Source organism: Sinorhizobium sp. (genome assembly GCF_059070375.1).
On record NZ_JCACWC010000001.1, the window covers coordinates 487150 to 511451 of the forward strand.

The 24302-nt window shown below is 62.2% G+C and carries 22 protein-coding genes and 1 pseudogene; 3 read left to right on the forward strand and 20 right to left on the reverse strand.

Annotation, left to right across the window (positions count from 1 at the left end):
• Positions 1 to 207 precede the first annotated feature (207 nt).
• Complete coding sequence (locus AC5J09_RS02415; RefSeq protein ID WP_102763191.1) at positions 208 to 867, forward strand: TetR/AcrR family transcriptional regulator; 660 nt, start codon at positions 208 to 210, stop codon at positions 865 to 867.
• A gap of 12 nt (positions 868 to 879) precedes the next feature.
• Here the strand turns inward: AC5J09_RS02415 and AC5J09_RS02420 are convergent, their stop codons facing one another.
• The 8 genes and pseudogenes from AC5J09_RS02420 to AC5J09_RS02455 form a co-directional block, all read right to left on the reverse strand.
• On the reverse strand, positions 880 to 1884 hold the full coding sequence (locus AC5J09_RS02420) for a zinc-binding dehydrogenase (protein WP_494296775.1): 1005 nt from the start codon (positions 1882 to 1884) through the stop codon (positions 880 to 882).
• A gap of 48 nt (positions 1885 to 1932) precedes the next feature.
• Complete coding sequence (locus AC5J09_RS02425; protein ID WP_102763193.1) at positions 1933 to 2451, reverse strand: VOC family protein; 519 nt, start codon at positions 2449 to 2451, stop codon at positions 1933 to 1935.
• Between the two features lie 175 nt (positions 2452 to 2626).
• Positions 2627 to 4279 (reverse strand): ABC transporter ATP-binding protein, encoded by a 1653-nt coding sequence (locus AC5J09_RS02430; RefSeq protein ID WP_494296776.1) that lies wholly within the window; start codon positions 4277 to 4279, stop codon positions 2627 to 2629.
• On the reverse strand, positions 4276 to 5193 hold the full coding sequence (locus AC5J09_RS02435) for an ABC transporter permease (RefSeq protein ID WP_494296777.1): 918 nt from the start codon (positions 5191 to 5193) through the stop codon (positions 4276 to 4278). Before AC5J09_RS02435 ends, AC5J09_RS02430 begins: the two co-directional genes overlap by 4 nt.
• A gap of 12 nt (positions 5194 to 5205) precedes the next feature.
• A complete protein-coding gene (locus AC5J09_RS02440) occupies positions 5206 to 6120 on the reverse strand; it encodes an ABC transporter permease (RefSeq protein ID WP_180980849.1) in 915 nt (304 codons plus the stop codon).
• A gap of 76 nt (positions 6121 to 6196) precedes the next feature.
• Positions 6197 to 7706, reverse strand: a pseudogene (locus AC5J09_RS02445) (ABC transporter substrate-binding protein).
• Between the two features lie 75 nt (positions 7707 to 7781).
• The gene (gene kdgD / locus AC5J09_RS02450) at positions 7782 to 8687 is read right to left on the reverse strand and encodes a 5-dehydro-4-deoxyglucarate dehydratase (protein WP_102763196.1); all 906 of its coding nucleotides are present in this window, start codon (positions 8685 to 8687) and stop codon (positions 7782 to 7784) included.
• 60 nt (positions 8688 to 8747) lie between these two features.
• Positions 8748 to 9512 (reverse strand): FadR/GntR family transcriptional regulator, encoded by a 765-nt coding sequence (locus tag AC5J09_RS02455; protein ID WP_100673307.1) that lies wholly within the window; start codon positions 9510 to 9512, stop codon positions 8748 to 8750.
• A gap of 251 nt (positions 9513 to 9763) precedes the next feature.
• On the opposite strand from AC5J09_RS02455, the gene AC5J09_RS02460 reads away from it, so the two are divergent.
• Positions 9764 to 10636: a ferritin-like domain-containing protein gene (locus tag AC5J09_RS02460; RefSeq protein WP_494296778.1), complete on the forward strand. Its 873-nt coding sequence runs from the start codon at positions 9764 to 9766 to the stop codon at positions 10634 to 10636.
• Between the two features lie 170 nt (positions 10637 to 10806).
• Here AC5J09_RS02460 and AC5J09_RS02465 read toward each other — a convergent pair whose 3' ends face one another.
• From AC5J09_RS02465 to AC5J09_RS02510, 10 genes are all read right to left on the reverse strand, one after another.
• A complete protein-coding gene (locus AC5J09_RS02465) occupies positions 10807 to 11562 on the reverse strand; it encodes an SDR family NAD(P)-dependent oxidoreductase (RefSeq protein ID WP_494296779.1) in 756 nt (251 codons plus the stop codon).
• Between the two features lie 19 nt (positions 11563 to 11581).
• Positions 11582 to 12349, reverse strand: a complete 768-nt coding sequence (locus tag AC5J09_RS02470; protein WP_494296780.1) for an SDR family NAD(P)-dependent oxidoreductase — start codon at positions 12347 to 12349, stop codon at positions 11582 to 11584.
• A complete protein-coding gene (locus AC5J09_RS02475) occupies positions 12349 to 13392 on the reverse strand; it encodes a proline racemase family protein (protein WP_494297051.1) in 1044 nt (347 codons plus the stop codon). The genes AC5J09_RS02470 and AC5J09_RS02475 overlap by 1 nt, the downstream gene beginning before the upstream one ends.
• Positions 13393 to 13406: 14 nt before the next feature.
• Positions 13407 to 14882, reverse strand: coding sequence for an aldehyde dehydrogenase family protein (locus AC5J09_RS02480; protein WP_494296781.1), 1476 nt, complete (start codon positions 14880 to 14882; stop codon positions 13407 to 13409).
• Between the two features lie 36 nt (positions 14883 to 14918).
• The gene (locus AC5J09_RS02485) at positions 14919 to 16154 is read right to left on the reverse strand and encodes an NAD(P)/FAD-dependent oxidoreductase (RefSeq protein WP_494296782.1); all 1236 of its coding nucleotides are present in this window, start codon (positions 16152 to 16154) and stop codon (positions 14919 to 14921) included.
• 128 nt (positions 16155 to 16282) lie between these two features.
• Positions 16283 to 17161, reverse strand: coding sequence for a dihydrodipicolinate synthase family protein (locus AC5J09_RS02490; RefSeq protein ID WP_494296783.1), 879 nt, complete (start codon positions 17159 to 17161; stop codon positions 16283 to 16285).
• A gap of 28 nt (positions 17162 to 17189) precedes the next feature.
• The gene (locus tag AC5J09_RS02495) at positions 17190 to 17855 is read right to left on the reverse strand and encodes an amino acid ABC transporter permease (RefSeq protein WP_494296784.1); all 666 of its coding nucleotides are present in this window, start codon (positions 17853 to 17855) and stop codon (positions 17190 to 17192) included.
• 11 nt (positions 17856 to 17866) lie between these two features.
• Positions 17867 to 18529, reverse strand: a complete 663-nt coding sequence (locus AC5J09_RS02500) for an amino acid ABC transporter permease (RefSeq protein ID WP_494296785.1) — start codon at positions 18527 to 18529, stop codon at positions 17867 to 17869.
• A gap of 9 nt (positions 18530 to 18538) precedes the next feature.
• A complete protein-coding gene (locus AC5J09_RS02505) occupies positions 18539 to 19318 on the reverse strand; it encodes an amino acid ABC transporter ATP-binding protein (protein ID WP_324765399.1) in 780 nt (259 codons plus the stop codon).
• A gap of 70 nt (positions 19319 to 19388) precedes the next feature.
• A complete protein-coding gene (locus AC5J09_RS02510) occupies positions 19389 to 20222 on the reverse strand; it encodes a substrate-binding periplasmic protein (protein WP_494296786.1) in 834 nt (277 codons plus the stop codon).
• A 198-nt stretch (positions 20223 to 20420) separates the two neighbouring features.
• On the opposite strand from AC5J09_RS02510, the gene AC5J09_RS02515 reads away from it, so the two are divergent.
• Positions 20421 to 21140, forward strand: a complete 720-nt coding sequence (locus AC5J09_RS02515) for a GntR family transcriptional regulator (protein ID WP_100673296.1) — start codon at positions 20421 to 20423, stop codon at positions 21138 to 21140.
• Positions 21141 to 21197: 57 nt separating this feature from the next.
• On the opposite strand, the gene AC5J09_RS02520 is transcribed toward AC5J09_RS02515, so the two are convergent.
• Together AC5J09_RS02520 and AC5J09_RS02525 are read right to left on the reverse strand one after the other, a co-directional pair.
• Positions 21198 to 22511: an MFS transporter gene (locus AC5J09_RS02520; protein ID WP_494296787.1), complete on the reverse strand. Its 1314-nt coding sequence runs from the start codon at positions 22509 to 22511 to the stop codon at positions 21198 to 21200.
• Positions 22512 to 22670: 159 nt separating this feature from the next.
• Positions 22671 to 24302, reverse strand: a complete 1632-nt coding sequence (locus tag AC5J09_RS02525; protein WP_494296788.1) for an AMP-binding protein — start codon at positions 24300 to 24302, stop codon at positions 22671 to 22673.

Consider the following 24302-nt stretch of genomic DNA (forward strand, 5'->3'; position numbering starts at 1 on the left):
GGAGGAGAAGGATCATTCCCCGCCCGCACCCTTCTTCCGCCGCCATTGCCGTTAACGCACTAACTAGTTACTTGTTTAGTGTTGCATGAGTCAAGGGTTTTCGTATATTTTCATGAAGCGAACATCTCGGCAGGCGGCTTTGACGGCTATACCGGCGGGCGTGTATGAGTCGGGCAACACAAGCTATGAACGCGTGAAGGTCAGACCTTGAGAACGACGAGTGCACAGAAAGCGAAAGCAGCCGGGAAACCGCGGCTGCGCGATGCCGAAGCAACCAAGGCGCGCATCCTCGAGGCCGCGAAGAAGGAATTCGCGAAAAACGGCTTGGGGGGCGCCAGGGTGGACGTGATCGCCGAGAAGGCAAACGCCAACAAGCGGATGATTTACCACTACTTCGACGGCAAGGACCACCTCTTCCAGACCGTTCTCGAAGACGCCTATAACGGGATCCGGACCGCGGAACAAAAGCTCAACCTGAATGACCTTGAACCCAAGGCCGCCCTTGAAAGGCTCGTGCGTTTCACCTGGGAATACTATCTGAAGCACCCGGAGTTCATAACGTTGGTCAACAGCGAGAACCTTCATCGCGCCAAGCACTTGAAGAAGTCCCAGGTGGTCCGTGCAACCAGTCGAAAATTCGTCGGCATGGTCAAGGAGCTGCTGGAGCGGGGCGTTTCCGAGGGGGTTTTCCGGCCGGGAATCGACCCGGTGCAACTGAACCTCACCATCGCGGCCATCGGCTATTACTACATCACCAACCGCTTTACCGGTTCGATCGTTTTCGAGCGTGACCTGATGGCGAAAGACGCGCTCGAAGAGCGCGTTCAATTCAACATAGAGACCATCATGCGCATGGTCTGCGCTTAGATAACGATACCTTCAGCCGGGTCGGTCCAAATCGGTCCAATCAAGGACGATGAACGGTTCGTCCATATGCCTTGCGGCAATGTCTGCGTAGAGAGAGGCAGGATCGGCCGGAGAAACGCGGCGCAGCAGTCCGTCGAGTTCAATTCTTCCCTCTGCCAGCCAGTCGAGTGCCCGGGCGAACCCTCCGAAGACGCTGTGGCGCGCGTTATTGTAACCGCCCAACAGTTCCTCCCACTCGAATGCACGCGCATGAACCGGCAATTCCCATTCCCAGCCCGACCGCAGGGTTACAAGGTTGAAGAAAACCGCGTGCAGAATCTCATGCGCGGAGATCTCGGTCAGCTTGCGCCATGGAACGCCAACCAGGACGACCTCGCCCAGGCGGCGAACGATGCGGCATGCGTCGAGCACGGCCCCTTCGTGGCCGGAACAATCGAGAACGAGCGCGACCTGCCCTTGAAGCGACGACTGAAGCGGGACACGCTCGCGACAATCGGAGATGCCGCACCTGGCGAGTTGCGCCCTTCTCAGCGGATCCGGATCGACGACGGTAGTGCGGTAACCGGAAATCTTGAAGAGCTGCGCCGCGAGAAGACCGACCGGGCCGGCTCCAGTGACGACGACGTGATCGCCAGGCCGGGCCTTCGTCGTCATGAGGGTCGTGAGCGAGACGCCCATGAGGCGCGAGAGAACGGCGATCTCGGGCCTCATGCCGGCCGGCAATGGAACCGTGTCCCGCGCCATATGCGTCTGAGTGCTCCGGTGCATGCCCATCGCGAAACGCAGTTCACCGGGCAGAACACCAGCCACGCCGTCCGCCACATCTTCCACCTCGAAAACAGCAGAGTAGCCAGGCCGAATTGGAAAGACATCGCCATTCGCCCAGCCGAGTTCGGTGCCGGGGCTGACCAGAGTACAAAGCGTCCGCCCGCGGACTTCGCCGAAGTTTAGCGGCAAGTCCTCATACCGGTCGAGTCGGAACGTCTGCTTTGCAGGGATCGTTATCTCGTGGGGCAAGCGCACTCCTTTCCGCCGGAGACGGCGTTCTTGCGATGGATGATGAAATCACTCTCCCGTTACCGGGGACCACTGCTTCGGCCCACCGGCCCGCTCATAGCCCAGCGCACCGTTCATGCTTACGAGTTCGAGGAACTGCCCCCACGGCGCACGCAGGTAGAGCCAGGTGAGGCCCTGCATCGCGCCGGCGTCCACGAATGTCGGCCCCTCCAGCACGTCGACGCCCGCCTGGCGCAGCCGATCCGCGGCCGCGTGGCAGTCATCCACCTCAAACGCCAGATGAAAGCCGCCGGGTTGACTGTTGCGCTTCAATGGCTCGTCGCGGCCTTCCTCGCCCGAATATTGAAAAAGTTCGAGATTGGTGCCGTTGCCAATTCGAAGAACCTTTATGTTCTCGATCCTGCAGCCGGCAGGCACGCCGAGCCTTCTCTGCATGAAGGCGTCGTCCGCTTCGATGCGTCCGGTCTCCAAACACGTCACGGCGCCGAAGGCAGCTTCGAAGAAGCGAACCGCCTCCTCCAGATGCGGCACGGTGAAGCCGATATGCTGCATGCCGAACACTCTCATCGATCCCCTCCCCGGTCATCGGTCGTAACAGCAGCTACACTGCATTTAATGATGTAACTGGTTAGTGCGTTATATTCACTGCTGCAGACATGAGTCAAGCGCTCGGGGGACAGAGCGCACCTGGGTATCCGACCGAATCCGACCGGAAAGCCGTTTCAAATTTTCCCGGAATGCTCTACCCCGCGATCGGCGCCGGATCGCCCTGCAACCACTTCGGCTGCGGAACGGCTCGCAGCAGGGCTTGCGTGTATTCGTGCCGAGGTGAGACGAAAAGGGCTTCCGTCTCGCCTTCCTCGACGATCCTGCCGCGCTGCATCACCAGGATCCGGTCGGCGAATTGGCGCACGATGGGCAGATCGTGGGTAATGAAGACGTAGGAGAGGCCGAGGCGCTGGCGGAGATCGGCCAGAAGCTCGATGACCTGCATCTGAATCGACACGTCGAGCGCCGAAACCGCCTCGTCGCAGACGATCAGCTCGGGTTCACTGGCGAGTGCCCGGGCAATGGCGATGCGTTGCCGCTGCCCGCCCGAAAACTGATGCGGATGCCGTTCAGCATGCTCTGCCTTCAGGCCGACAAGCTCCAGCAGCTCCACGACACGGTCGTTCCAGCGTTCGCGCGGCAGGATATCCCCATGGATCGCCCAGGGTTCGGAAATGATCGAGCGGACGTTCATGCGCGGATTCATCGACCCGAATGGATCCTGGAACACCATCTGCACCCTTCGGCGGAAACCGTTGAGCGCCCTGCCCTTGAGCTTGAAAATGTCCTCGCCGGCAAAGAGTGCCGCGCCCGACGTGGGCTCGTTCAGTCTCAGCAGCATGCGTGCAATGCTCGATTTACCCGAACCGGACTCGCCAACGATACCGACCGTTTCCCCGCGACGAAGCGTGAAACTGACGTCGTCCACGGCCTTGAACTCCCGCTTGGGCGAGAACGGACCGGACCCCAGCTTGTAATGCTTGCTTAAATGGGCGACCTGCAGCAGGACCTCGCCTTGTGCGGCATTCCGAGGCGCTTTCGGCGCGTCGGCATGGGGCACGGCCGACATCAGCCGGCGGGTATAGGCGTGGCTCGGATTGGTAAACACGTCCTGGGCCTTGCCGCTCTCCACCACCTTGCCGCCATTCATCACGATGATCCGATCCGCCATGGCCGCGGCGACCTCGAGATCGTGGGTGATCATGATCAGCGCCATGCCGGTCTCGCGCTGCAGATCCCGCAGGAGTTCGAGGATTTGTGCCTGAACGCTGACGTCGAGTGCCGTGGTCGGCTCGTCGGCGATCAGGATGTCCGGCTTCAGCGCGATCGCCATGGCGATCATCACGCGCTGCCTCTGTCCGCCCGAGAACTGGTGCGGATAATAGTCGATCCGCTCGTCGGCTTCAGGAATTCCGACCCGTTCGAGCAGCCGAACGACCTTGTCGCGCACCGCACCCCCCTCGCCTCCGCCATGGCTCTCGAACACCTCGGCGATCTGCCTGCCGACAGTATAGACCGGGTTGAGATAGGCCAGCGGATCCTGGAAGATCATGGCGATGCGGCGGCCGTTCAGTTCACGCCGGCCTTCGTCATCGAGGCGGGAAAGATCCGTCCCGTCGAACACCAGCGAGCCCGAGACGATGTCGCCCGGCGGGCAATCGATCAGCCCCATGACCGTTCCGGTGCTGACGCTCTTTCCCGATCCGCTCTCGCCCAGGATGACGAGGGTTTCCCCCGGGCAGACGTCGAACGAGACGTCGTCGACGGCACGCACGGGGTCGCCTTCGGAGAGGAAGTCGACCGTGAGTTTGTCGATCCGCAGTATGGGTTTGTCCGGCGCGTTCATCGCGGAGCCTTTCGCAGCGATTGCAGACGCCAGCGCTGCAGCGGATCGGCGACGGTCCGGGCCCAGCTGGCGAGAATGTTCAGGGAAAGCGTCGTCAGCAGGATGGCGAGTCCCGGCCAGAAAGCGATCCACCACGCCGTCTTCAGATAACCGCGGCCGTTGGCTACCATGGCGCCCCAGGTGAAATCCGGAGGCTGAATGCCAAGCCCGAGGAAACTCAAGGAGGATTCGGCCAGGATAACGGTAGCGAAATCGATTGCGGCTATCGTTACCAGCGTCGGCAGCACGAGCGGTGCGATATGACGGAACAGGATGCGTCGGGTACTCGCGCCCATGGAGCGCGCGGCACTGACGAACATGCGTTCGCGCAGTTCGAGCACTTCGGCCCGTGCGGTGCGGATGAAGATGGGCATGCGGGTAATCGCCAGCACGATCACCAGGTTCGTCATGCTGGGACCGAGCGTATAGAGCACGATCAGGGCAAGCAGCAGCGAGGGAAAGCTCATCACCACATCGGCCAGGCGCAGTATGACGTGGCTGTACCAGCGCTCCGAATAGCCGGCGGCAAGGCCGAGAATGCCGCCTAAAGCCATGGAGCAGAAGACGGCAGCGGCCGCGATGCCAAGCGTGTTCTGCGCCCCGACGATCAGCCGCGCCAGGATCGGCCGCCCGAGCGTATCGGCTCCCAGAATGTAGATGAACCCGTGTTCCAGTGCGAAGGGCGGCAGGTTGCGTTGCCTGAGCCCGAGCTTGCCCGCAAGTTCGCCGACGAAGAGCGGTCCGACAAGCACGCAGACGATGAGCACGAAGAGAAAGACGGCTGCGCAGAGCGCCAGCTTGTCCCGGGTTAGATAGATTGCGAGCTGCCGCAGGGCGCCGGGCGATCTTACGGATGGCAATGCCAGGTCGGTCATTGTCGCCTCCCCTCAGTATCGGATGCGCGGATCGAGAACTGCGTAAAGAAGATCGATCGCGATGTTGACGATGAAGATGGCGATTGCCGTGACGAGGATCGTCGATTGCACTACGGCAAAATCGCGCTGAATGATCGAATCGATCATCAGCTTGCCGATGCCCGGCCAGCCGAAGATCGTCTCGACGACGACGGCGCCGTTGATCAGCCCGGTCGCCAGGTCGCCGGCGACGGTGATCACCGGCAGCAGTGAATTCCTGAGCGCGTGACCGAAGATGATTTTGCGACGCTTCATGCCTTTGGCGTGGGCGGTCTTGATAAAGGGCGAGGCGAGTGCAGAGATCATCGTGCCACGCACAACCTGGACCAGGAGCCCGAAAGGACGCAGCATCAGCACGACGATCGGCATGATCCAGTGCAGGGCAGTGCCCGTACCCGACGTCGGCAACATGCCGAGCCCGACCGCGAACACGAGAATGCCGACGATCGCGATCCAGAAATCGGGTGTGCTCGCACCCGCCAGCGAAACGAGGCCGGCGACGCGATCGAACAGGCTCCCGGGACGGGCAGCGGCCAGCGCGCCGACAACGATGGCCAGAACGGTTGCCAGCGTCATCGCGACCAAAGCGAGCTTCAACGTGGCCGGAAAGGCCTCGAGAGCGACCTCGATCGCCGACCGGTTCTGTCGCAAGGACTGGCCGAAATCCAGGGACAGGAGGTTATGCAGATACTGGAAGAACTGCACGTAAATCGGCTGGTCCAGACCGTTCAGGCGGGCGAAGGCCTGGCGCGCCTCGAGACTTGAATCGAGCGGCAGGTAGAGGGCCGACGGATCGCCGGTCAAACGCGTGAGGAAGAAGACGAGCGTCAGCAGGCCAATCACCGAAATTACGCTGTGATATGCCCGCCGGCCGATATAGCCGAGCATCATGCGGAGCCTCTGGATTCCCTTGCAGTTCATGCGAGCGCGCGAACGTGCCGCGCGCTCGCCCGGATGGTGGCACTCAGTCCTTGAGGGCGATATTGGCGAGCGGGATCTCGCTGTTGGTCGTGATGTCCGGCTTCCACTCGAGGCGGCTGCCGACCCGGGTGTAGCCGATCATGTGGAACATCGGGATGTCGACCGCGAGATCGTCATGCACCTTCGCAAAGATCGCCTTGAACTTTGCCGTACGGTCCTCGCCGGTGGCAGCCACGGCATCGGCGACCTCCTTGTCGAGGCCCGCATCCTCGAAGGTCGAATAGCTTCCGCCCGAGGTGTAGAAGATCGGAACGGTGAAGGCGGCATCACCCTTGTTGTTGTCGTGCATCATCTGCAGCAGGTTCGGCCCGCGGCTCTCCGGGAAGGGCTTCTGCAGGTAGCGCAGCCAATCGTTCACGTCGAGCATCGTCAGCTTGACGTTCAGTCCGACATCCTGCCACATGGCCATCATGGCTTCCATGGCTTCCGTACCGTTGGGGTAGATGCCGTTGCGGCCGATCAGTTCGATTTCGGTATCGACCGGTACGCCCGCGGCCTTTGCCTCGGCAATCAGCGCGCGCGCCTTTTCGGCATCGAAGGCCCAGGGCGCCAGCTTGTCGTCGTGGCCGTTGATACCGGTGACGACCATCTGCGAAGCCCGCTGCACGTCCTCGCCGAAAAGCTGCGCGAGACCATCCCAGTCGATCGCCAGGTTCAGCGCCTTGCGGATTCGGACGTCGTCGAGCGGAGCAAAGCCGGCATCGATGCGGATCGCGGTGGTTTCGGAGTTCAGATAGGCGAAGTCCGTTTCCGGATTGGTCGCATCCTGGATCGCAATGGACGGTGTCAGATCGGCCTCCCCGGTCTCCACCATGGCGGCGCGAATCGAGGATTCCGGGCGCCAGACATAGCTGGCCTTGGCAATGGCCGGCTTCTCGCCCCAGTAGCCGTCGAAGGCTTCCAGCACGACCGTCTGCGGGGTGAAGCTCGAAAGCTTGAACGGCCCGGTTCCGACCGGGTCGTTCACAGCCTTGTCCGCCGGCGTGTTCGGCGAGACGATCATGACCACGCTGAGCAGCGTCGGCAGAATCGGCTGCGGCTTGTCCGATTTGATCTCGACCGTCAGGTCATCGATCGGCGTGACCGTCAGCTTGGCATCGCCGAACTTGGCGATGTTGCTGCAGGTCAGCTTGCCGCCGGTCATCCGCTCGATCGAGAATTTGACCGCCTCGGCATTGAAAGCGGCTCCGTCCTGGAACTTGAACTCCTTGACGCAGCTTGAGCTGCCAGGTGTTCGGATCGGTCTGCTTCCACTCGGTCGCAAGACCGGGTGTCGGCTGACCGCTTTTCGGATCGACGACGGTCAGCGGCTCGACGACGTTGCGGCTCAATATCTGACCGACATTGGTGATGATGGTACCGCAGGGCTCAAGATTGGCCGGCTGTTCAGGCAGGACGATCTTGATTTCCGAGGCGCTCTGCGCGCCGGCGCAGCCGGCCCAGCCGGCCACCACCATTGCGCCCGCGATGACGCGAACAGATTTGTTTCCCATTGCACTCCTCCCCAGTTGGAACGACGACGTTTAAGGCGGGCGCCATCCTCCTGGCGCCCGGCCCGATGTTTCTTTTCAGCGGCGCGATGCCTCTATCAGCCCCTGCAAGATCTCCCGCTCCTCGCCGGTCAGGTCGACCAGAGGCGGGCGAACCGGGCCCGGCGCAAAACCGGCAAGCTCCACCCCCGCCTTGATGATCGAAACCGGATAGCCGGCCTTGCGGTCGCGCAGGGCCGCGAAGGGGAAGAAAAACGTATGAAGAATGCCTTCCATCACCGCCTTGTCGCCGGCACGCATGGCCCGGTAGAAGCGCTGCGCCAGTTCCGGCACGAAATTGAAAACCGCCGACGAATAGGTCGTAACGCCGACGCCGTTGAAGCCTTCCGCGAAGAGCTCATGGGTCGGCATGCCGCCGATATAGCAGAGCCGGTCGCCGAGCCGGGCCGTCACATGACGCACGAGGTCCACCTTGCCGGTGCCGTCCTTGAAGCCGATCAGGTTGGGGCAGGCCTCGGCAAGGCGCGCGACCGTGTCGGCATTGGCGACCGAATTGGCGCGGTTGTAGAGAATGACGCCGAGGCCCGTCGAATCGCAGACGGCCTTCACATGGGCATAGATGCCTTCCTGCGGCGCTTCCGTCAGGTAGTGCGGCAGCAGGAGAATACCGTCGGCACCCGCCTCCTCGACGATCTTCGCGGTCTCGACGGCAAGCGACGTGCCGTAGCCGCAACCCGCAATGATGGGCACCTCGCCCGATACGTCCTTGGCCGCACGGGTGACCTGGCCCACTTCGTTCGGCGAGAGCGAAAAGAACTCGCCGGTGCCGCCGGCAGCGAACAGGGCCGCGGCCTCAAAGCCGGAAAGCCACTCCACATGACGTCGGTAGCTCTCCAGATTGAGCTTGTAGTCCGACGTGAAGTGCGTGACCGGAAAGGACAAGAGCCCCGAACCGACACGCGACTTGATTTCTTCAGGCGACAATGAATTCCCTCCGGCTGCGAGCTTAAGATGGGAAATTCATATGATGACTTTCAAGATGAGTCAATCAACCTCGCCGGATTTTTCACTCGGGCGCCAGGTCGTCAGCGAGCGGTACCGCTTGATCCCGGTGACGAGATGGCGGCGCATGGCCTCCCGGGCCCGGTCCGGATCCCGTGCGAGGATCGCCTCGGCGATCTCGCGGTGTTCGAGGAGAATGGGCTCGTCCCGGCTCGGCAACGGATCCACGCCGCCCATGACCGTGCGAAACTTCACGCGCGGGATCATGCGGCGCCCGACATGCTCCAGAAAGGTGCGGAAGCGGGTGTTGTTGGTGGCCGTCGCTATAGCCATGTGAAACTGGAAATCGGCCTCATCCGTGGGCTTTCCTTCGGCGACGAGATGGGCAAAGCGCTCGACCTGGGTCTGGATTTCGGCCTCCTGCGCCGGGGAACTGCGCGCCGCCGCCAGGCCTGCCGCCTCGACTTCGATGCCGATGCGCAGTTCGAGCTCCTCGATGATATCGGAAATCTTGTCGGTCTCGCCGGTGAAAAGCCTGAGGCCGGGGTCGCTCTGCCGCGGCCCTATCACGAAGACGCCCGACCCCTGCCGCGACTCCACCAGGCCATCGGCCCTAAGCGCCGCGATCGCCTCCCTCACCACCGTCCGACTGAAGCCGAACTTGTCGATCAAAGCCGGCTCGGTCGGCAACTTGTCGCCCGGCGCATAGTATCCTGCCTCGATCTGCGCCTTTATGGCGTCTGCCACCTGCGAGGACAGCGACGGGCGCGCGCCTCCCTTTTTCGTACTCGGCATGAATATTCCCATACCCCGCATCTAAAATCATCATATGACTACGACTGTTAGTTGTCGCAGACATCTTATGGGAATATCGAGCGACGGTACAGCAGATTTCGAACCGGTTACGCGCGGACGAGATGCAGCAAGCCCGAGACGAAGTCGGATAAGGGGCGACAGCAGGCATGTTCCGGAACATTTCGCCTCGTGCAAGGTTCGACAGAGTTGGCCCGCACCTGAGGAGCCAAGACTGACGCCGGGCGGGCTTCAAGGAGGAAGCCATGATCCGTGCACTGCCATCAATTTTCCTTCCGCGCCGCCGCCTTTTGCAGCTTGGCCTCGGGGCGACGCTCGTTTCAACCGCAGGCTTCCCCTCGATATCGCAGGCCGACGAGCCGAGTGACGTCGAGGACGAGGACATATTCCAATTTGCGCTCAACCTCGAATACATGGAAGCTGAGTACTATCTGCGTGGCACGACTGGCAAAGGCATCGATGATTCCGATGCAGGTTCTGACGCCGGCCCGGTGACCGGCGGCAAGCAAGTCTCCTTCGCTACCCCTGCGATTGGCGCGTTCATGCGGGAGGTTGCGGAAAACGAACTTGCGCACGTCAGATTCTATCGCAAGACGCTTGCAGATCAGGCTGTGCCGAGGCCGGCCATTGATTTCGACGCCGGCTTTGCCGCGGTCGCGAAAGCGGCGGGGCTCGGCGAGGACTTTGATCCGTTCGGTAATGAGACGAACTTCGTGCTCGGCGGCATGCTATTCGAAGATGTTGGCGTTACCGCCTATGCCGGAGCAGCCACCGTCCTCAAGAACAAGGACTTTCTCGCCGCCGCCGCCGGCATCCTGGCAGTCGAGGCCTACCACATGGGCATGGCGCGATCCACCCTTTACCGAAAGGGCGAAGAAGCCTGGAAGGCCGCGCAAGCGGTATCCGACGCACGGGATAAAATTGATGGCGCGGAAGACAAGGATCAGGGCATTCAGATGGATGGCAAGGCCAACATCGTTCCCTCGACGCCGGATGCGATCGCGTTCACCCGGACCCCGCAAGAGGTGCTACGCATCGTTTATCTCTCCCACAAGGAAGGCGTCAGCAAGGGTGGCTTTTACCCCAATGGAATGAACGGCAAGATAAAAAGCACCTGAATCGGTAGCATTTGTCTGTGTGTAACGCCGAACTCCTGGACGCTGCGCGCGTTGTCGCCAACGGCGCCGAAGCGTGCATCGCATACGAGGTCAAACGGCACTTGGAAGCCGGAGAGTTGGTCGAGGTGATTGCCCGGCCATCGACGTTACACACTCTTCCTGGAAGTGCTCTATGCCACGGCCTGCGCACCCGTTAGTTCAACGAGCGAGCCGCACATGAAGGCGGCCTCGTCGGATGCGAGGAAAGCGACGAGGGCTGCCACTTCTTCTGGTTTTCCGATCCGCCCGAAGGGAACGAGTTTGTCGAGGTCGGCAATGGTTCGTCCTGATCGCTTCACGCCCGCTTCGAGCATCGGCGTGTGGATCTCGCCGGGGCAGACGGCGTTGACGCGGATCTTGTGCGGAGCATAGTCCCGGGCCAGATTCTGGGTGAACGCCGCCACCGCCGCTTTGGTCGTGTTGTAGGCGATGTGATCTGGTGCCGGGTAAAGGCCCCATTGCGAGGCGGTGTTGACGATCGCGCCGCCGCCGGCATCGATCATGTGCGGGATGGTTGCGCGGCATAGGTGGAACATCGAATCGAGGTTTACCGCGAAGCTCGCATTCCAGTCGTCGTCCGTGAGCGACAGGAGGTTGCCGCGCCGGTTGATGCCCGCGTTGTTGACGAGAATGTCGGTGCGCTTCCTCTGATCGAAAGCCTGAGCAATGAGGCTGAAGCATGGCTCCTTCCGGGCGATATCGGCGGCGATTGCGATCGCGGAGCCGCCCGCCGCCACGATCTCCGCCGCGACGTCGTCCGCCGCATCGGCGTTTACGTCGGAGACGACGACCAATGCGCCTTCGTCCGATAGCCTGCGCGAGACCGCAGAGCCAATGCCGCCGCCTCCGCCCGTGACAATGGCGACTTTGCCTTGGAACCTCTTCATGCCCAGGTCCTAAACTCTCTTATCGGATGTAGCTGCCGCCGTTGACGTCGAGCGTCGCCCCATTCAGCGACGATTGCGACGGGCGCAACAGGAATGCGACCAGCTCGGCCACTTCGGTCGGTTCCGCCATTTCGCCGATGGGAATGTCGGCGACCACCGCCTGCTTGCCGTACTGGGCGACGAAATCCTCGGCCATGCCGGTACGCACCCAGCCGGGAGCGACGGCGATGGCGACGACGCCGTCCCGGCCGAAGCTGCGGGCAATCGACTTTGTGAGGTTCACGAGTGCCGCTTTCGTGGCGCCATATGGCATGGCGTCGGCGGCGTAGCCGCGCTGACCCGCCCGGCTCGCCATGCTGATGATCCGGCCGCCCCCATTCGCCTTGAAATGCCTGAGCGCCTCCTTGCAGAGATCTGCGGCTGCGAAGAAGTTCACCTGAAACTCCCTTTGCCAGGCCGCCTTCCAGGCTGCGGGATCGGCGTCGATCGATATCTCGGTGCGGATGCCCGCATTGTTGATCAGGGCGTGTATTCGCCCGACCGCCTCTTCGGCCTTGCGCCAAAGTTCGAAAGGGCCTTCGGAATGGGACAGGTCAGCCTGGAGGATGATGCCGCGCCCGGAAATGCGGGCAAGAAGCGCCTCGGCGGCGGCTTTGTCTTTACCGTAGTGGATCAACGGCCGGGCGCCTTCGACAGCGAGGCGTTCGACGATCGATGCGCCAATGCCACCGGAGGCTCCGGTCACGAGCACTCTCTGGCCGTCGAGCGACTCCGGTTCGTCGGCCATCATTCTTCCTCCGTCAGCAAGTGAACCTGTGGTCCCCAACTGTCAGAGAGTGCAAAACCATTCTTGAAGGGGTCCTCATCGGAAATACGGAGCTGTTCGCGACCGTAGACCCAGCCGCGCCCCGTGATCCGGGGCAGCACCGCGGGATGCCCGCCCACTTCCGTGATGCCGATCGCTTCCGCAACAAATTCGCCGCCGATGATCGAGCGGGACGTCCGCCGGTCTCCCACGACAACTTCACCGCGCGCATAGAGCGTCGCAAGGTTTGCCGAGCTTCCCGTGCCGCACGGCGACCGGTCGACGCGGCCCGGTTTAAGTGTCGTACATGTGCGAACCACCCCGTCAGGCTCATGGCCGCGGAACATCACATAGGCGATCTCATCGACCCCGGGGAGATCCGGATGTTTTACTTTCACCTGCTCGGCAAGCAACGACTTCAGCTCGATGCCCGCCTCGGCCAGATAGCGCGCATTGGCCGGTGCGATATCGCTGCCGATTCGGTCGACATCGACGATCGCGTAATAGACGCCTCCGAAAGCCACATCGACTTTGATGCGGCCCCAGCGCGGCGTCTCTATGTCCCGGTCCAACGCTTCCGCGAAACTTGGCACATTGTCGAGGCTGACCGAGAGGCAGCGCCCTTGGAAGCAATCGGCCCGTGCGACGATCAATCCCGCAGGCGTGTCGAGCCGGACGATCGTTTCGGGTTCGCGCATCGCAACCCGTCCGCTTTCAAGCAGTGCGGTCACGACGCAGATGCAATTGCTGCCGGACATGGGGTGAGCGCGGTCGGCCTGCAGCACGATGAAGCCCGCATCGGCGTCGGGCCGCGTCGGCGCGACGAGCAGATTGACCGACATGGCAACGCCGGCGCGCGGCTCGAAGGTCACGAAGCGGCGGAGGCTGTCGTCCACCATGTTGATGTGGTTCATTTTGTCGAGCATGGTCGCGCCCGGGATTTCCGGCGCACCGCCCACGATCACCTTGCCGATCTCGCCCTGGCAATGAACCAGAAGCAGGTCGAGCGAGTTGTCCCAATCCATCGAAATATTGCCGGTCATCTGATGTACCAACCCCATTTCTCGCCAGCGGCAAAACGGGTGATCTGCTTCGTCTCGAGATAGTTTTCGAGACCCCAGCGGCCGAGCTCGCGGCCGATGCCCGACTCCTTGTAACCGCCCCAGGGCGCATCGGTGAAGGTCGGCTGCGAACAGTTGATCCAGACGATGCCAGCGCGGAAGGCGGCGGCGACCCGTTCGGCGCGGACATCGTCCTTCGACATGACAGCCGCAGCGAGGCCGAAGCGGGAATCGTTTGCAAGCTCGATTGCTTCGTCTTCCGTCGAGAACGGGCGGATGCAGAGGACCGGCCCGAAAATCTCCTCGCGCCACGCGTCGCTTTCCAAGGGCACGTCGGTCAGGATCGTCGGCTCGAGGTAGTAACCCCTGTCGAAACCTTCAGGGCGCTTGCCGCCGCATGCGATGGTCGCGCCGGCGGCTTTCGCCGCCTCGATCGCCCTGAGCACCTGCTCGTACTGGCGCCTGGAGACGAGCGGCCCGAGCAGTACGCCTTCCTCGAGACCGTTGCCGATCATGATCTTTTTCGTCTTCTCGATCAGACGCGACAGCAGGCGATCATAAATCCGCTCCTGCACGAGGACGCGCGACGTGGCCGAGCAGACCTGACCCTGGTTCCAGAAGATCCCGAACATGATCCATTCGACCGCCTCGTCGATATCGGCATCGTCGAAAACGACGAAAGGCGACTTGCCGCCAAGTTCCAGGCTCACCCGTTTAATGTCGCGAGCCGCAGCAGCCATGATTTTCGAACCGACCGGACCGGAGCCGGTGAAGGCCAGCTTGTCGACCCCCTTGTGGTCGATGAGCGCCTGTCCGGCAACGGAGCCTGCCCCTGTCACGATGTTGAGGACCCCCGGCGGCAAGCCCGCCTCGTCGGCCACCGCCGCGAGTTCGAGTGCGGTAAGAGACGTAACCTCCGCCGGTTTCAGCACGACCGTGCAGCCGGCGGCGAGCGCCGGCGCAACCTTCCAGGCGGCCATCAGAAGCGGGTAGTTCCAGGGGATGATGGCGCCGGCAACACCGATCGGCTCCCTGACGGCCTTCGAGGTGAACCGGGCATCGGCGAGCGCGATCGTCTCCTCCGGATCGTTGTCGAGCTGTTCGGCAAGTCCGGCATAGAAATCGAAACAACCGGCGGCATCGGCGACGTCCCAGTCCGCTTCAGGAAGCGGCTTGCCGTTGTCGATAACCTCCAGCCTTGCGATCTCCCCCTGCCGTGCCCGGATGCCGTCGGCGATAGCTCGGAGAAAGCGCGCGCGCTCTCGGCCGGAAAGTTTCGGCCAGCCGTCCTTATCGAAAGCACGGCGTGCCGCCGTGACGGCAATGTCCACATCCTCGGCGCTCGCTGCGGCAGCCTTGTGAATGACCTCTTCCGTGGCCGGATTGACGATGCCGAAAGTTCCGCCTTTGACCGGTGCCACCCATTTTCCGTCGATAAAGAGTCCGCTGCGCATTCTTCGCTCCATTCGTTCTGGTCGCCCGTTCTGAAATCAGAACCGGTTCACGCGGTATGGTTTGATGTCGATCGGGAGTTGGGCGCCCGTGACGAGGTCGGCGATGAGCCGCGCGGTCGTCGCCGCATAGGTGAGCCCCAGATGCCCGTGACCCGTGGCGTAGAAGATGCCGGGATGCTTCGCCGAAGAGCCGATGATGGGCACCGTGTCGGGGAGCGCCGGCCGATGGCCCATCCACTCCGTGGCCTTCTCAGGTCGCAAATCCGGCAGGGCGTCCTGCGCCCGCCTGACGAGCACCTTTGCCCGCCGATAGTCCGGAGCGGCGTCGAGGCCCGCCATCTCCACCGTGCCGCCGACGCGGATGCCGCCGGCCGTCGGAGTGACCATGAATGCACGCGCCGGCCAGATCACCGAGTGGCGCATCGAAATGCCTGAAGCCATGATCTGGGTGTGGTATCCGCGTTCGGTTTCGAGCGGGATCGGCTCGCCGAGAAGTCGCGACAGCCTGCCTGTATAGGCGCCGGCGCATAGCACGATCGCGGATGCGTCCAGCGAGCGACCCTCGTCGAGGCGCAGCCCTTTGACACCGTCCGCATGCCTGAAGCCGAGGACCTCCGCTTGCTCGATCCTGCCGCCCAGCGACAGGAATTTCTCACTCAGTTTCACCACGAGCTCGTACGGGTCGATGACGGAACGATTGTCGGGAAAAAGAACCGCCTTCTCGATCTTCGACGTCAATGCGGGTTCAAGGTCGCGAATCCCGGGCCCGTCCAGGATTTTGTGACGAAAGCCGAAGCGTTCGAGAACCTCTATATGCTCCCGGTCCGCCCGAAACTCGGCTTCGTCCGCATAGAGGCTGAGGCAGCCCTCCTCGGTCAACATGTCCTCAAGATCCGCCCTTCGGAGGAGAGGCAGAAGATCTTCGTAGACGCGGCTGCACAGCACGGCCCCTGCTGCCTCCAGCTCCCTCACACGCGACGGACGGCTCGCTTCGACAAACCGAAGAAACCAGGGCGCGAGTTTCGGCAGATAGGAGGGGCGGATGCGCACCGGTCCTTCCGGATCGACAAGCCATTTCGGCATCTTCGCCCAGACCGAAGGCCGCGAGGCGGGCATGAACTCCGTGATCGCGATCGAGGCCATATTGCCATAGGAGGCACCTTTGCCAGGCCCGTCGCGGTCGACCAGCACCACGTTCAGTCCGCGGCGCTGAAGCTCGAAGGCGATGGTGACACCGATGATGCCGGCGCCGACGACTGCGATGGGAGACACGATCTATCCTCTAATCCTGAGCGTGAGAACCGAAGAGCAACTTTCATTTTTCCCCCGGCTCTCAGGTCACGATGATTTTTGAGACGCGGGATGCGGGCGGATAACCGCACGCTTTTCGTCATCCCGCTCTAGCAGTTCAGGATCGGCTCCATCGCGGCGCGGAACTCGGCTTTTTCATCCTCGGTCAGAGGACCGAGCGGCGCGCGGCACTCACCCACGGGCAAACCCTGAAGTTCGCAACCATATTTGATCTTCTGGACGAACTTGCCGCTTTCGAGGATGTTCATCGCCCGGAAGAGCGTCTTCATCTGCTGACGTGCCGTATCCAGATCGCCGGATTTGAAGGTCCGGTCGAGGTCACAGCAGGCCTTGGCCATGCAGTTCGACGGTCCGCAGATCCAGCTCTCTGCTCCCCAGAACATGAAGTCGAGCGCGATGTCATCCGAGCCGGAAACCAGTTGAATGCGGCCGTCGTAGCGACTGGCGATGTCGATTGCGCGCTGCAGCACCCCGGAGCTTTCCTTGATGCCGATCACGCGCGGATTGTCGGCGAAGTGGTCCATCAGTTCGTAACCGATATCCGACCCATCCTTGGCCGGATAGGAATAGAGGACCAGGTTTACGTCCACGGCATCGAGCACGGTTTCATAGTGCCCGATCAGTTCGGCTTGCGCAGGCCGGGTGTAGAACGGAGGAGCGAGCAGCACAGTATCGTAGCCAATCTCTTTGGCGATCGCCGTCTGTTCTATGACCTCGCGGGTGGCCGACGCGTTGGTACCGGCGATCAGAATTTCCCCCGGTCTGGCGAAATCCTTGACGAATTGCAGCACGTCGCGGCGCTCTTCAGTGGATTGGCTGAAATACTCGCCGGTCGAGCCGTTCGGAACCCAGCCTGTGACACCGGCGTCGCGCAGATGCGCCAGAAGCTTTTCAAAAGCCTTGAAGTCGACCCTGTTGTTCGCGTCGAACGGAGTGACGAGCGCGGGCATGACGCCAGACAGTTTCATGGAATATCTCCTTTAGAAAGAATTCGGTTCAGATGGCGAGCTTGGCGAGCACGCGCCGCTCGACGAGCGTGACTGCGCGCGTCAGCGGGAAGGCAATGACGAAGTAGATGAGGGCGACCACCGTCAGCACCTCGACCGGGCGCGCGGTGTTGTTGGAAATGTTCTGTCCGACGAACATCAGGTCGGCCATGCCGACTGCGGAGACGAGCGCGCTTTCCTTGAACAGGCTGACGCAATTCGACAGCAGCGTCGGGACGGCGCGCAGCACCGCCTGGGGCAGGATGACGCTCGTCACCTGAACCCGGCGCGGCACGCCGAGCGCGACGCAGGCATCGAGTTGCTCGCGGCCGATGGATTTCAGCGATGCACGGAACGTCTCGCTGGTGATCGCGCCCATGTAGAGGGTGAGTGCGATCACTCCCGAGGCGAGATTGGAGAGCTCGACGCCGAGGATCAATGGCAGGCAGAAGAATATCCAGAAGAGCTGGATCAGCACCGGCGTGCCGCGGAAGAACTCGACATAGATGCCGGCAACGACCCGCAGAATGCCGCTCCGCGATGCGCGGGCGAGACCGATGAAGAAGCCGAGGCTGCATCCGAGGACGACGCAGATCAGCGTCAGCTTGATGGTCATCCAGAGACCGAGCGCAAGGGCTTCCTGGAAGCGGAGGACGATGGAGAAGTCGAGAGCCATCAGTATTCTCCTCAACTCGTCATCAGCTGACGGCGACGTTCGAGAAAGCCGACGATCTGCGAGACTGGGAACGAGACGGCGAAATAGACGAGCGCGACGATCGTGAAGGTCTCGATCGGCCTATAGGTCTCCGTCGCGAGCGTCTTCGCCTGATACATGAGGTCCTGTACTGCGACGATCGCGACCAGGGCGCTCTGTTGGAAGATGCCGATACCATTGGTGAGCAGGACCGGGATCGAAGCCCGAACCGCGGTCGGCAGGACGATATGGAGGGTGCGCTGGAGCGGATTGAGCCCGAGCGCGATGCCGGCATCGAGCTGTTCGCGTGGGACCGCCTGGATCGCGGCGCGGTATGCCTCGGCGTTGAAGGCCATCAGATTGAGGCCGAGTGCGAGGATGCCCATCGTCATCGATCCGAGGAAGACGTTGAACATCATCGGCACGCAATAGAAGAACCAGACGATCTGCACGATGGCCGGCGTACACCGGAAGAATTCGACGAAAAGCACCGCCGGCACCCGTACCGGCGCAAAGCGGCTCATGATGAGGAGTGCCAGCGGAAATCCGAGCACGACGCCGATGAGATTGGCAGCGGCTGTCAATTGCAGCGTGACCATCAGCCCTTCCCATAGCGGCCCGAAGGAGATGGACTGGAAGTCGAACGTGTAATCCATCGCTCGCTCCTAGTGCCGGATATGGAAGACGCGGTCGATGAATTCGCGGGTGCGCTCTTCCTTTGGAGAACCAAGCACCTGCTCCGGCGGCCCGTCTTCAACCACGATGCCGCCGGCACAGAAGATGACGCGCGAGGCGATGTTCTTCGCAAACCACATGTCATGGGTGACGATCATCATCGGCATATCCTGGGCAGCAAGCTGCAGGATGACCTGCTCGACTTCGGCGACGAGTTCGGGATCGAGCGCCGAGGTCACCTCGTCGAACAACATCAACTTGGGGTCGAGCATCAGAGCGCGGGCGATCGCCACGCGCTGTTTCTGGCCACCGGAGAGCTGCGCCGGATAGGCATTGGCCTTTGCGCCAAGGCCAAAGCGCTCGAGCAGCGCCTGGGCACGCTTAGTGGCACTGGCTTTGTTCTCGCCGCGTACCTTGCACGGCGCGAGAATCAGGTTCTGAGTGACGTTCAGATGCGGGAACAGCGTGTAATGCTGGAACACCATGCCGATCGAGCGCCGCACCTCGGTGTCGATGACGGTTTTCTTGTCGGCTCCCTGCGATGATATGTATGGCTTGCCGCCGAAGCTGATCGCACCGCTGTCGATCTTCTCGAGGCCCATCATGACGCGCAGCAGCGTACTCTTCCCGCCGCCGCTCGGGCCGATGACTACGACCCTTTCGCCGGGCTTCATTTCGATGTCCAAGCCCTTGAGCACCTGGATATGCGGTCCATAGCTCTTGTGGAGAGACTGGATTTTGACAAGGGGGGCACTGAAGGACATGGTCATCGCCGATCTCGCTGGTCAAAAGAAGGGATGAGAGGCCGGGCAAACGGTGGCGTGCCCGGCCCGGCCCTCGTCATTGAGCGCTCTTGAGCACTTCGTCGACGGCCTTGCGGATCAGCTCATCCACGTGACCGGTCGCGACCTTTTCCTCGAGAAAGATGTTCAGCACTTCGACGTCGGCCGCCGACAACCGATGCGGCATGCCGAATGCAACGCCTTGCTTCGCCAATGCCGGCGTAGGGTTCAACGCAACCGCCCACTCGGGATTGGACTGGGTGAAGAGTTGATTGGTGTCGGAGGCATCGACGAGGATATCTGCGCGCCGCGACACGAGGGCGAGTCGTGTCTCGTCGTTGCCGGGAAGCCGGAGAATCGTCGCGTTCTTGATCGCGGCGGTAATCGCCTTGTCCTGCGCAGTCCCGGACATGACGGCCAGCGTCACGTCCTTCTTGTCGACGTCGGCAACGGACGTGGCGCCGCTTGGGACCTTGGGGTTTTCCTTATTGTAAGCGAGCGAGATCTGATATTCCATCGCGGGGATCGAGAACTGCACGGCCATTGCGCGGGCCGGCGTCCTGTTCAGGGCAAGGGAGAGGTCCCATTTTCCCGCCTGGAGTCCGGCGACGATGTTGTCCCAGCTCGTGTCCACGAATTCCGCCTTCCCTTTCAATGCATCGGCGAACTCGCGGCAAAGATCGGCAAAGAAACCGGAATATTCCCCGGAAGCCGGATCGCGCATGACGTAGGGCGGTGCGACCGCGGCGCCGCAACGAAGAACGCCGGCTTTCTGTACGCCTTGCCAGTAGCCTTCGGCGGTTTCGGCCGAGGCGGCAGCGGTTGAAAGTCCAGTCATCAAGGCAAGCGCAGGCAGCACCCGCAGCACGGGCGAAAACATCTTCGAAAGCATCGTCGTTTCCTCTGTTTGACGCGCGTGACGCGCGGTTCCTCTCGCCGGCTTGGAGCCGATCTTCAGTTTTGGTGTCGTCTTCGTGTCGACATTCAAATTAATGTCGTCTCTGTGTCGACATTGTCAAGCGGAAAAATTACATTGTCTTGGGATGCGCGTTCTGGCGTTATGCAGCCGGTCAACGGGAAAGGGACGTAAGTGTCTGAGGAAACAGAGACGAAACGGGCAAAGGGTACGGGCTGGAAAAGCGTCTACGAGACGTTGCGGAACGAGATTCTGGCGCTGACCATCCCTCCCGGCCAGCTTCTCGACGAAAACACGCTCGCCGAGCGGTTCGACATGTCGCGCTCACCCGTACGCGAGGCGTTGATCCGGCTTGCCGGCGAGGATCTCGTCGTCACGCTTTCGAACCGCAGCACCATCGTCGCGCCGATCGAGGTCGGAACCTTCCCGAAATATGTTGAAGCGCTTGATATCGCGCAACGCATGAACACCCGCCTTGCCGCCGAACTGCGGACGGAGGCCGACCTGAAGGCGATCGCCAGGCGGCAGAAGGAGTTCGAAGCGGCGGTGAAGTCCGGCAATCATCTGCAGATGTCGGAGGCGAACAAGCAATTCCACATTGCGATCGCGGCGGCCGGCAAGAACCCTTATCTCGCCGCGTTCTACGAGCGGCTGTTGAACCAGGGGCAACGGATGCTCCATCTCCATTTCGAGTATCTGGAGCGAACGCATGAAGGATATCTGCTGACGGACGAGCACAATCTGATGCTCGAGGCGATCCGGGTGAAGAACGTCGACCTCGCCGACGAGTTGGCGCATGCCCATACGCGGCAGTTCCAGCAGAATTTCATCGACTTCATGCGCGAAAACTACACGACGGACGTCTCGCTCGGCCGACGTAAGGCGGCAGAGTAGAACATGAGCCTGCCGACCCGCCGGGAATCGCAGCGAGCTCACATCATTGCGGAGAGCTCAGGCCAGCGAAACCTGGCGCGTCTCGGCGTCGATCAGAAAGGCCGCAACGGCAGCCACGAGCAGAAGGCCGGCAAAGATGCCGATGGCGAGACCGAAACTCTGCGCCACCACCAGCCCCATCAGCGATGGAGCAAGCAAGCCGCCGAGCCGGGCCATGGCGCCGGCAGCACCCATTCCCGTCGCCCGCGATGCCGTAGGATAGAGTTCCGGCGTATAGGCATAAAGGGCGCCCCAGGTGCCGAGCAAGGCGAAGCTCATGATCAGGAGCGAAGCCCCGATCAGCGTTGCAGTGCCGGCAATCACGAAGAGAAGGCAGCCAAGTGCCGAGAGGAGGCAGAAGCCTATCAGGGTAGGTCTTCGGCCCCATTTCTCGACCCCGTAGGCGGCCAGCGCGTAGCCGGGGATCTGCGCCAACGCCAGGACGACGAGGAAACCGTAGCCCCGAACGAACCCGAAGCCTTCGCCCGCGAGCCGCGGAGGCATCCAGGTAAAGACGCCGTAATATGATATCGAGACCAGAAACCAGATGGCCAGGATCATCAGGCTGCGCTTGCGAAGATCGACCGAAAAAATGCCGGCGCTCTGCGCCACCGGCGACGACACCAGCGATGCATCGGCACCAAGCTGCGTCTTGCCGTTGACGACGAGGATCCGGTCGACGATGGCCTTCGCCTCGGAGGTCTTTCCGCGGCGAAGCAGATAGAGCGGCGATTCCGGCACCAGGAAACGCAGCCCCAGGCCGATCAGCGCCGGCAGTGCAGTCACGGCGAAAATGTAGCGCCACGCGTCCGCTACCCCGGCGAGGCTCGCACCCCATGCGGCGAGCGCAACGATGAGCGTGCCGACGGCCCAGAAGCCCTCCAGCATCACCAGCCAGCGGCCGCGATTGCGAGCAGGCAGAAACTCCGCCATCATCGCATAGTCGACCGGCAGAGTTCCCCCCACCGCCGCGCCGGTGAGGAACCGCAGCAGAAGCAGGATAGAAAAATCCTGTGCAAAGACCGACAGCAGGCCGAAGACTGCGTCGCAGGCGACGGTGGCAATCAGGACGCGCCGGCGGCCGATACGGTCCGCAAGCCTGCCGAAACCCGCGGCGCCGAACAACATCCCGAGAAAGAACAGCGCGCCCGTCTGCAGCGCTTGCGGAACCGACAGCCCGAAAGTGGCGGCGATCGATGCGGCCGTGAAGCCGACCGCCAGCACCTGCATCGCGTCGGCGGCCCAAACCAGACCGAAAATGGCGATGAGGCGGCGCTGGTAGGCGCCGGTTCCGGCGCGGTCGAGCGCATCGTCTATCGTGATTGTCGTCATTCGCCCTTTCTCCGGTTCGGCGGACCGCCGCAATCCGGAGAAGTCCGCGTGGATCGGCTGCCGGTTACAGACGTCGGCTGCCGCAGCTCAATTCGATACGCTCCTACTTCTCGCATCGAAGGGAGGATGGCAAGCCGAGCGGGCGCCGGTGAGGCGGGATCAGCGTGAACCCCGGTCGAATGTCCCCGGGCTGACACCGCGCTGCCGCAGGATGCTCCTGGCGATCTTCTCGGTCGGGGTGCGCGGAAGCGGCGCGTCCGTGATCTCGAGGTAACGAGGGACCATATGGCGCGGCGCCAGCGCGCGGAAATGGTCGAGCAGTTCCGCCGGCGTCAGCGTCGAGCCCGGCCGGCGCGAAGCGACCACCATGATGTCCTCCTCGGTGAACTCGGACGCGACGCCGAATGCGGCGCTCTCGACGACATCGGGATGCGCTTCGGCCAGCGTTTCCACTTCATAGGCAGAGATATTCTCGCCCCGGCGCCGGATGGCCTCGTTCAGCCGGTGCTTGAAGTAGAGCCAGCCATCCTCGTCCATCACCCCCGCATCGCCGGAATGGTACCAGAGGTTTCTCAGAGTCTGCACCGTCTTGGTGTCTGCCCGGTAGTAGCCGGAAAACATGCTCCAGCTCTTTTTCGGGCGCGAGACGATTTCGCCGACCGTGCCCGGCGGCAGCGGCCTGTCCTTTTCGTCGACGACGGCCACTTCCCAGTCGGGGTGCGGCTTTCCGCAAGAGCCCGGCCGCGTGGCATCCACCGTGTCGAGGGTCACGAAGCTGGTTTCCGTCTGGCCGTAACCAGTGACAAGGCGCATGCCGAAGCGCTGCTCGAAGGCCTCCTTTTCCGGCACCATGGGAATGCACTGGCAAACCCGCACCGGATTATCCTTGTCGCCTTCGCAGGGCGCCGCCCGCATCAGTATGACGGCCATGGCTCCGAGGAGATTGGTCGCGCTCGCACCGCTTTCACGAACCTGCTCCCAGAAACGCGAGGCGCTGAACCCTTCGACCAGCGTCGCCCGGGTGCCGTAGATCAAAGGCAAGTAGACGCCGAACATCTGGGCATCGGTATGAAACAGCGGCAATGCCGAAAAATAGCTGTCGTCGGTGCTGTATCCGAGATTGGCGGCCATGGCCGCCGTCCATGAATAGCAATGATGATGCGACATCAGGGCGCCCTTGGCGGGGCCGGTCGTACCGGAGGTATAGAGGATCGCCATCGGGTCGGAATAATGCAGCCCTGCAAGGTCGACGGCCGGCAGGGAGGCCAGGCATTCCTCGAAGCGGAGGATGCGGTCGATCCGCAGGCCGGCCGCACGCGCTTCGGCGGGATCGACGCCGACCAGGACGAGGGTACGCAGGTCCGGCAGCCTCTGCTCCAACCTTGCGAGCTCGATCACGCCACGCGCGTCGGTGACCAGCACCCCCGCCCCGCAATTGTTCAGATTGTGCCAGAGCAGTTCGCCCTTCAGATCGGGATTGTTCGGCACTTCGATGGCTCCGAGGTTCGAAACCGCAAACCAGGTCGCCACGAGTTCGAAGCAATTGGGAAGCAGCATCGCAACCCGGTCGGACCTGCCGATGCCCAGCATGCGAAGACCGCTCGCAAGTCGCCAGGAGACATCGAACATCTCCTCGAAATTCGCCCGGCGCCCGCAAATATCGAGAAAGGGCGCCGATCCCAAACGCTCGGCCTGACGGAGAAGGATCTTCGGCAGGACCCGGTCTTCGATCTCGTCGTCGTGCATGCCCGGAACGGGCGAGCGGGAAACGGTGACTGTTGTTTGCGACAC

Coding starts and splice junctions, on each gene's coding strand:
- AC5J09_RS02455 (WP_100673307.1), bottom strand. CDS start 9,512: ATGGGAATATTCATGCCGAGTACGAAAAAGGGAGGCGCGCGCCCGTCG.
- AC5J09_RS02465 (WP_494296779.1), bottom strand. CDS start 11,562: ATGAAGAGGTTCCAAGGCAAAGTCGCCATTGTCACGGGCGGAGGCGGC.
- AC5J09_RS02475 (WP_494297051.1), bottom strand. CDS start 13,392: ATGGATTGGGACAACTCGCTCGACCTGCTTCTGGTTCATTGCCAGGGC.
- AC5J09_RS02435 (WP_494296777.1), bottom strand. CDS start 5,193: ATGACCGACCTGGCATTGCCATCCGTAAGATCGCCCGGCGCCCTGCGG.
- AC5J09_RS02490 (WP_494296783.1), bottom strand. CDS start 17,161: ATGAAACTGTCTGGCGTCATGCCCGCGCTCGTCACTCCGTTCGACGCG.
- AC5J09_RS02510 (WP_494296786.1), bottom strand. CDS start 20,222: ATGCTTTCGAAGATGTTTTCGCCCGTGCTGCGGGTGCTGCCTGCGCTT.
- AC5J09_RS02480 (WP_494296781.1), bottom strand. CDS start 14,882: ATGCGCAGCGGACTCTTTATCGACGGAAAATGGGTGGCACCGGTCAAA.
- AC5J09_RS02495 (WP_494296784.1), bottom strand. CDS start 17,855: ATGGCTCTCGACTTCTCCATCGTCCTCCGCTTCCAGGAAGCCCTTGCG.
- AC5J09_RS02460 (WP_494296778.1), top strand. CDS start 9,764: ATGATCCGTGCACTGCCATCAATTTTCCTTCCGCGCCGCCGCCTTTTG.
- AC5J09_RS02520 (WP_494296787.1), bottom strand. CDS start 22,511: ATGACGACAATCACGATAGACGATGCGCTCGACCGCGCCGGAACCGGC.
- AC5J09_RS02500 (WP_494296785.1), bottom strand. CDS start 18,529: ATGGATTACACGTTCGACTTCCAGTCCATCTCCTTCGGGCCGCTATGG.
- AC5J09_RS02425 (WP_102763193.1), bottom strand. CDS start 2,451: ATGAGAGTGTTCGGCATGCAGCATATCGGCTTCACCGTGCCGCATCTG.
- AC5J09_RS02505 (WP_324765399.1), bottom strand. CDS start 19,318: ATGACCATGTCCTTCAGTGCCCCCCTTGTCAAAATCCAGTCTCTCCAC.
- AC5J09_RS02440 (WP_180980849.1), bottom strand. CDS start 6,120: ATGCTCGGCTATATCGGCCGGCGGGCATATCACAGCGTAATTTCGGTG.
- AC5J09_RS02470 (WP_494296780.1), bottom strand. CDS start 12,349: ATGGCCGACGAACCGGAGTCGCTCGACGGCCAGAGAGTGCTCGTGACC.
- AC5J09_RS02430 (WP_494296776.1), bottom strand. CDS start 4,279: ATGAACGCGCCGGACAAACCCATACTGCGGATCGACAAACTCACGGTC.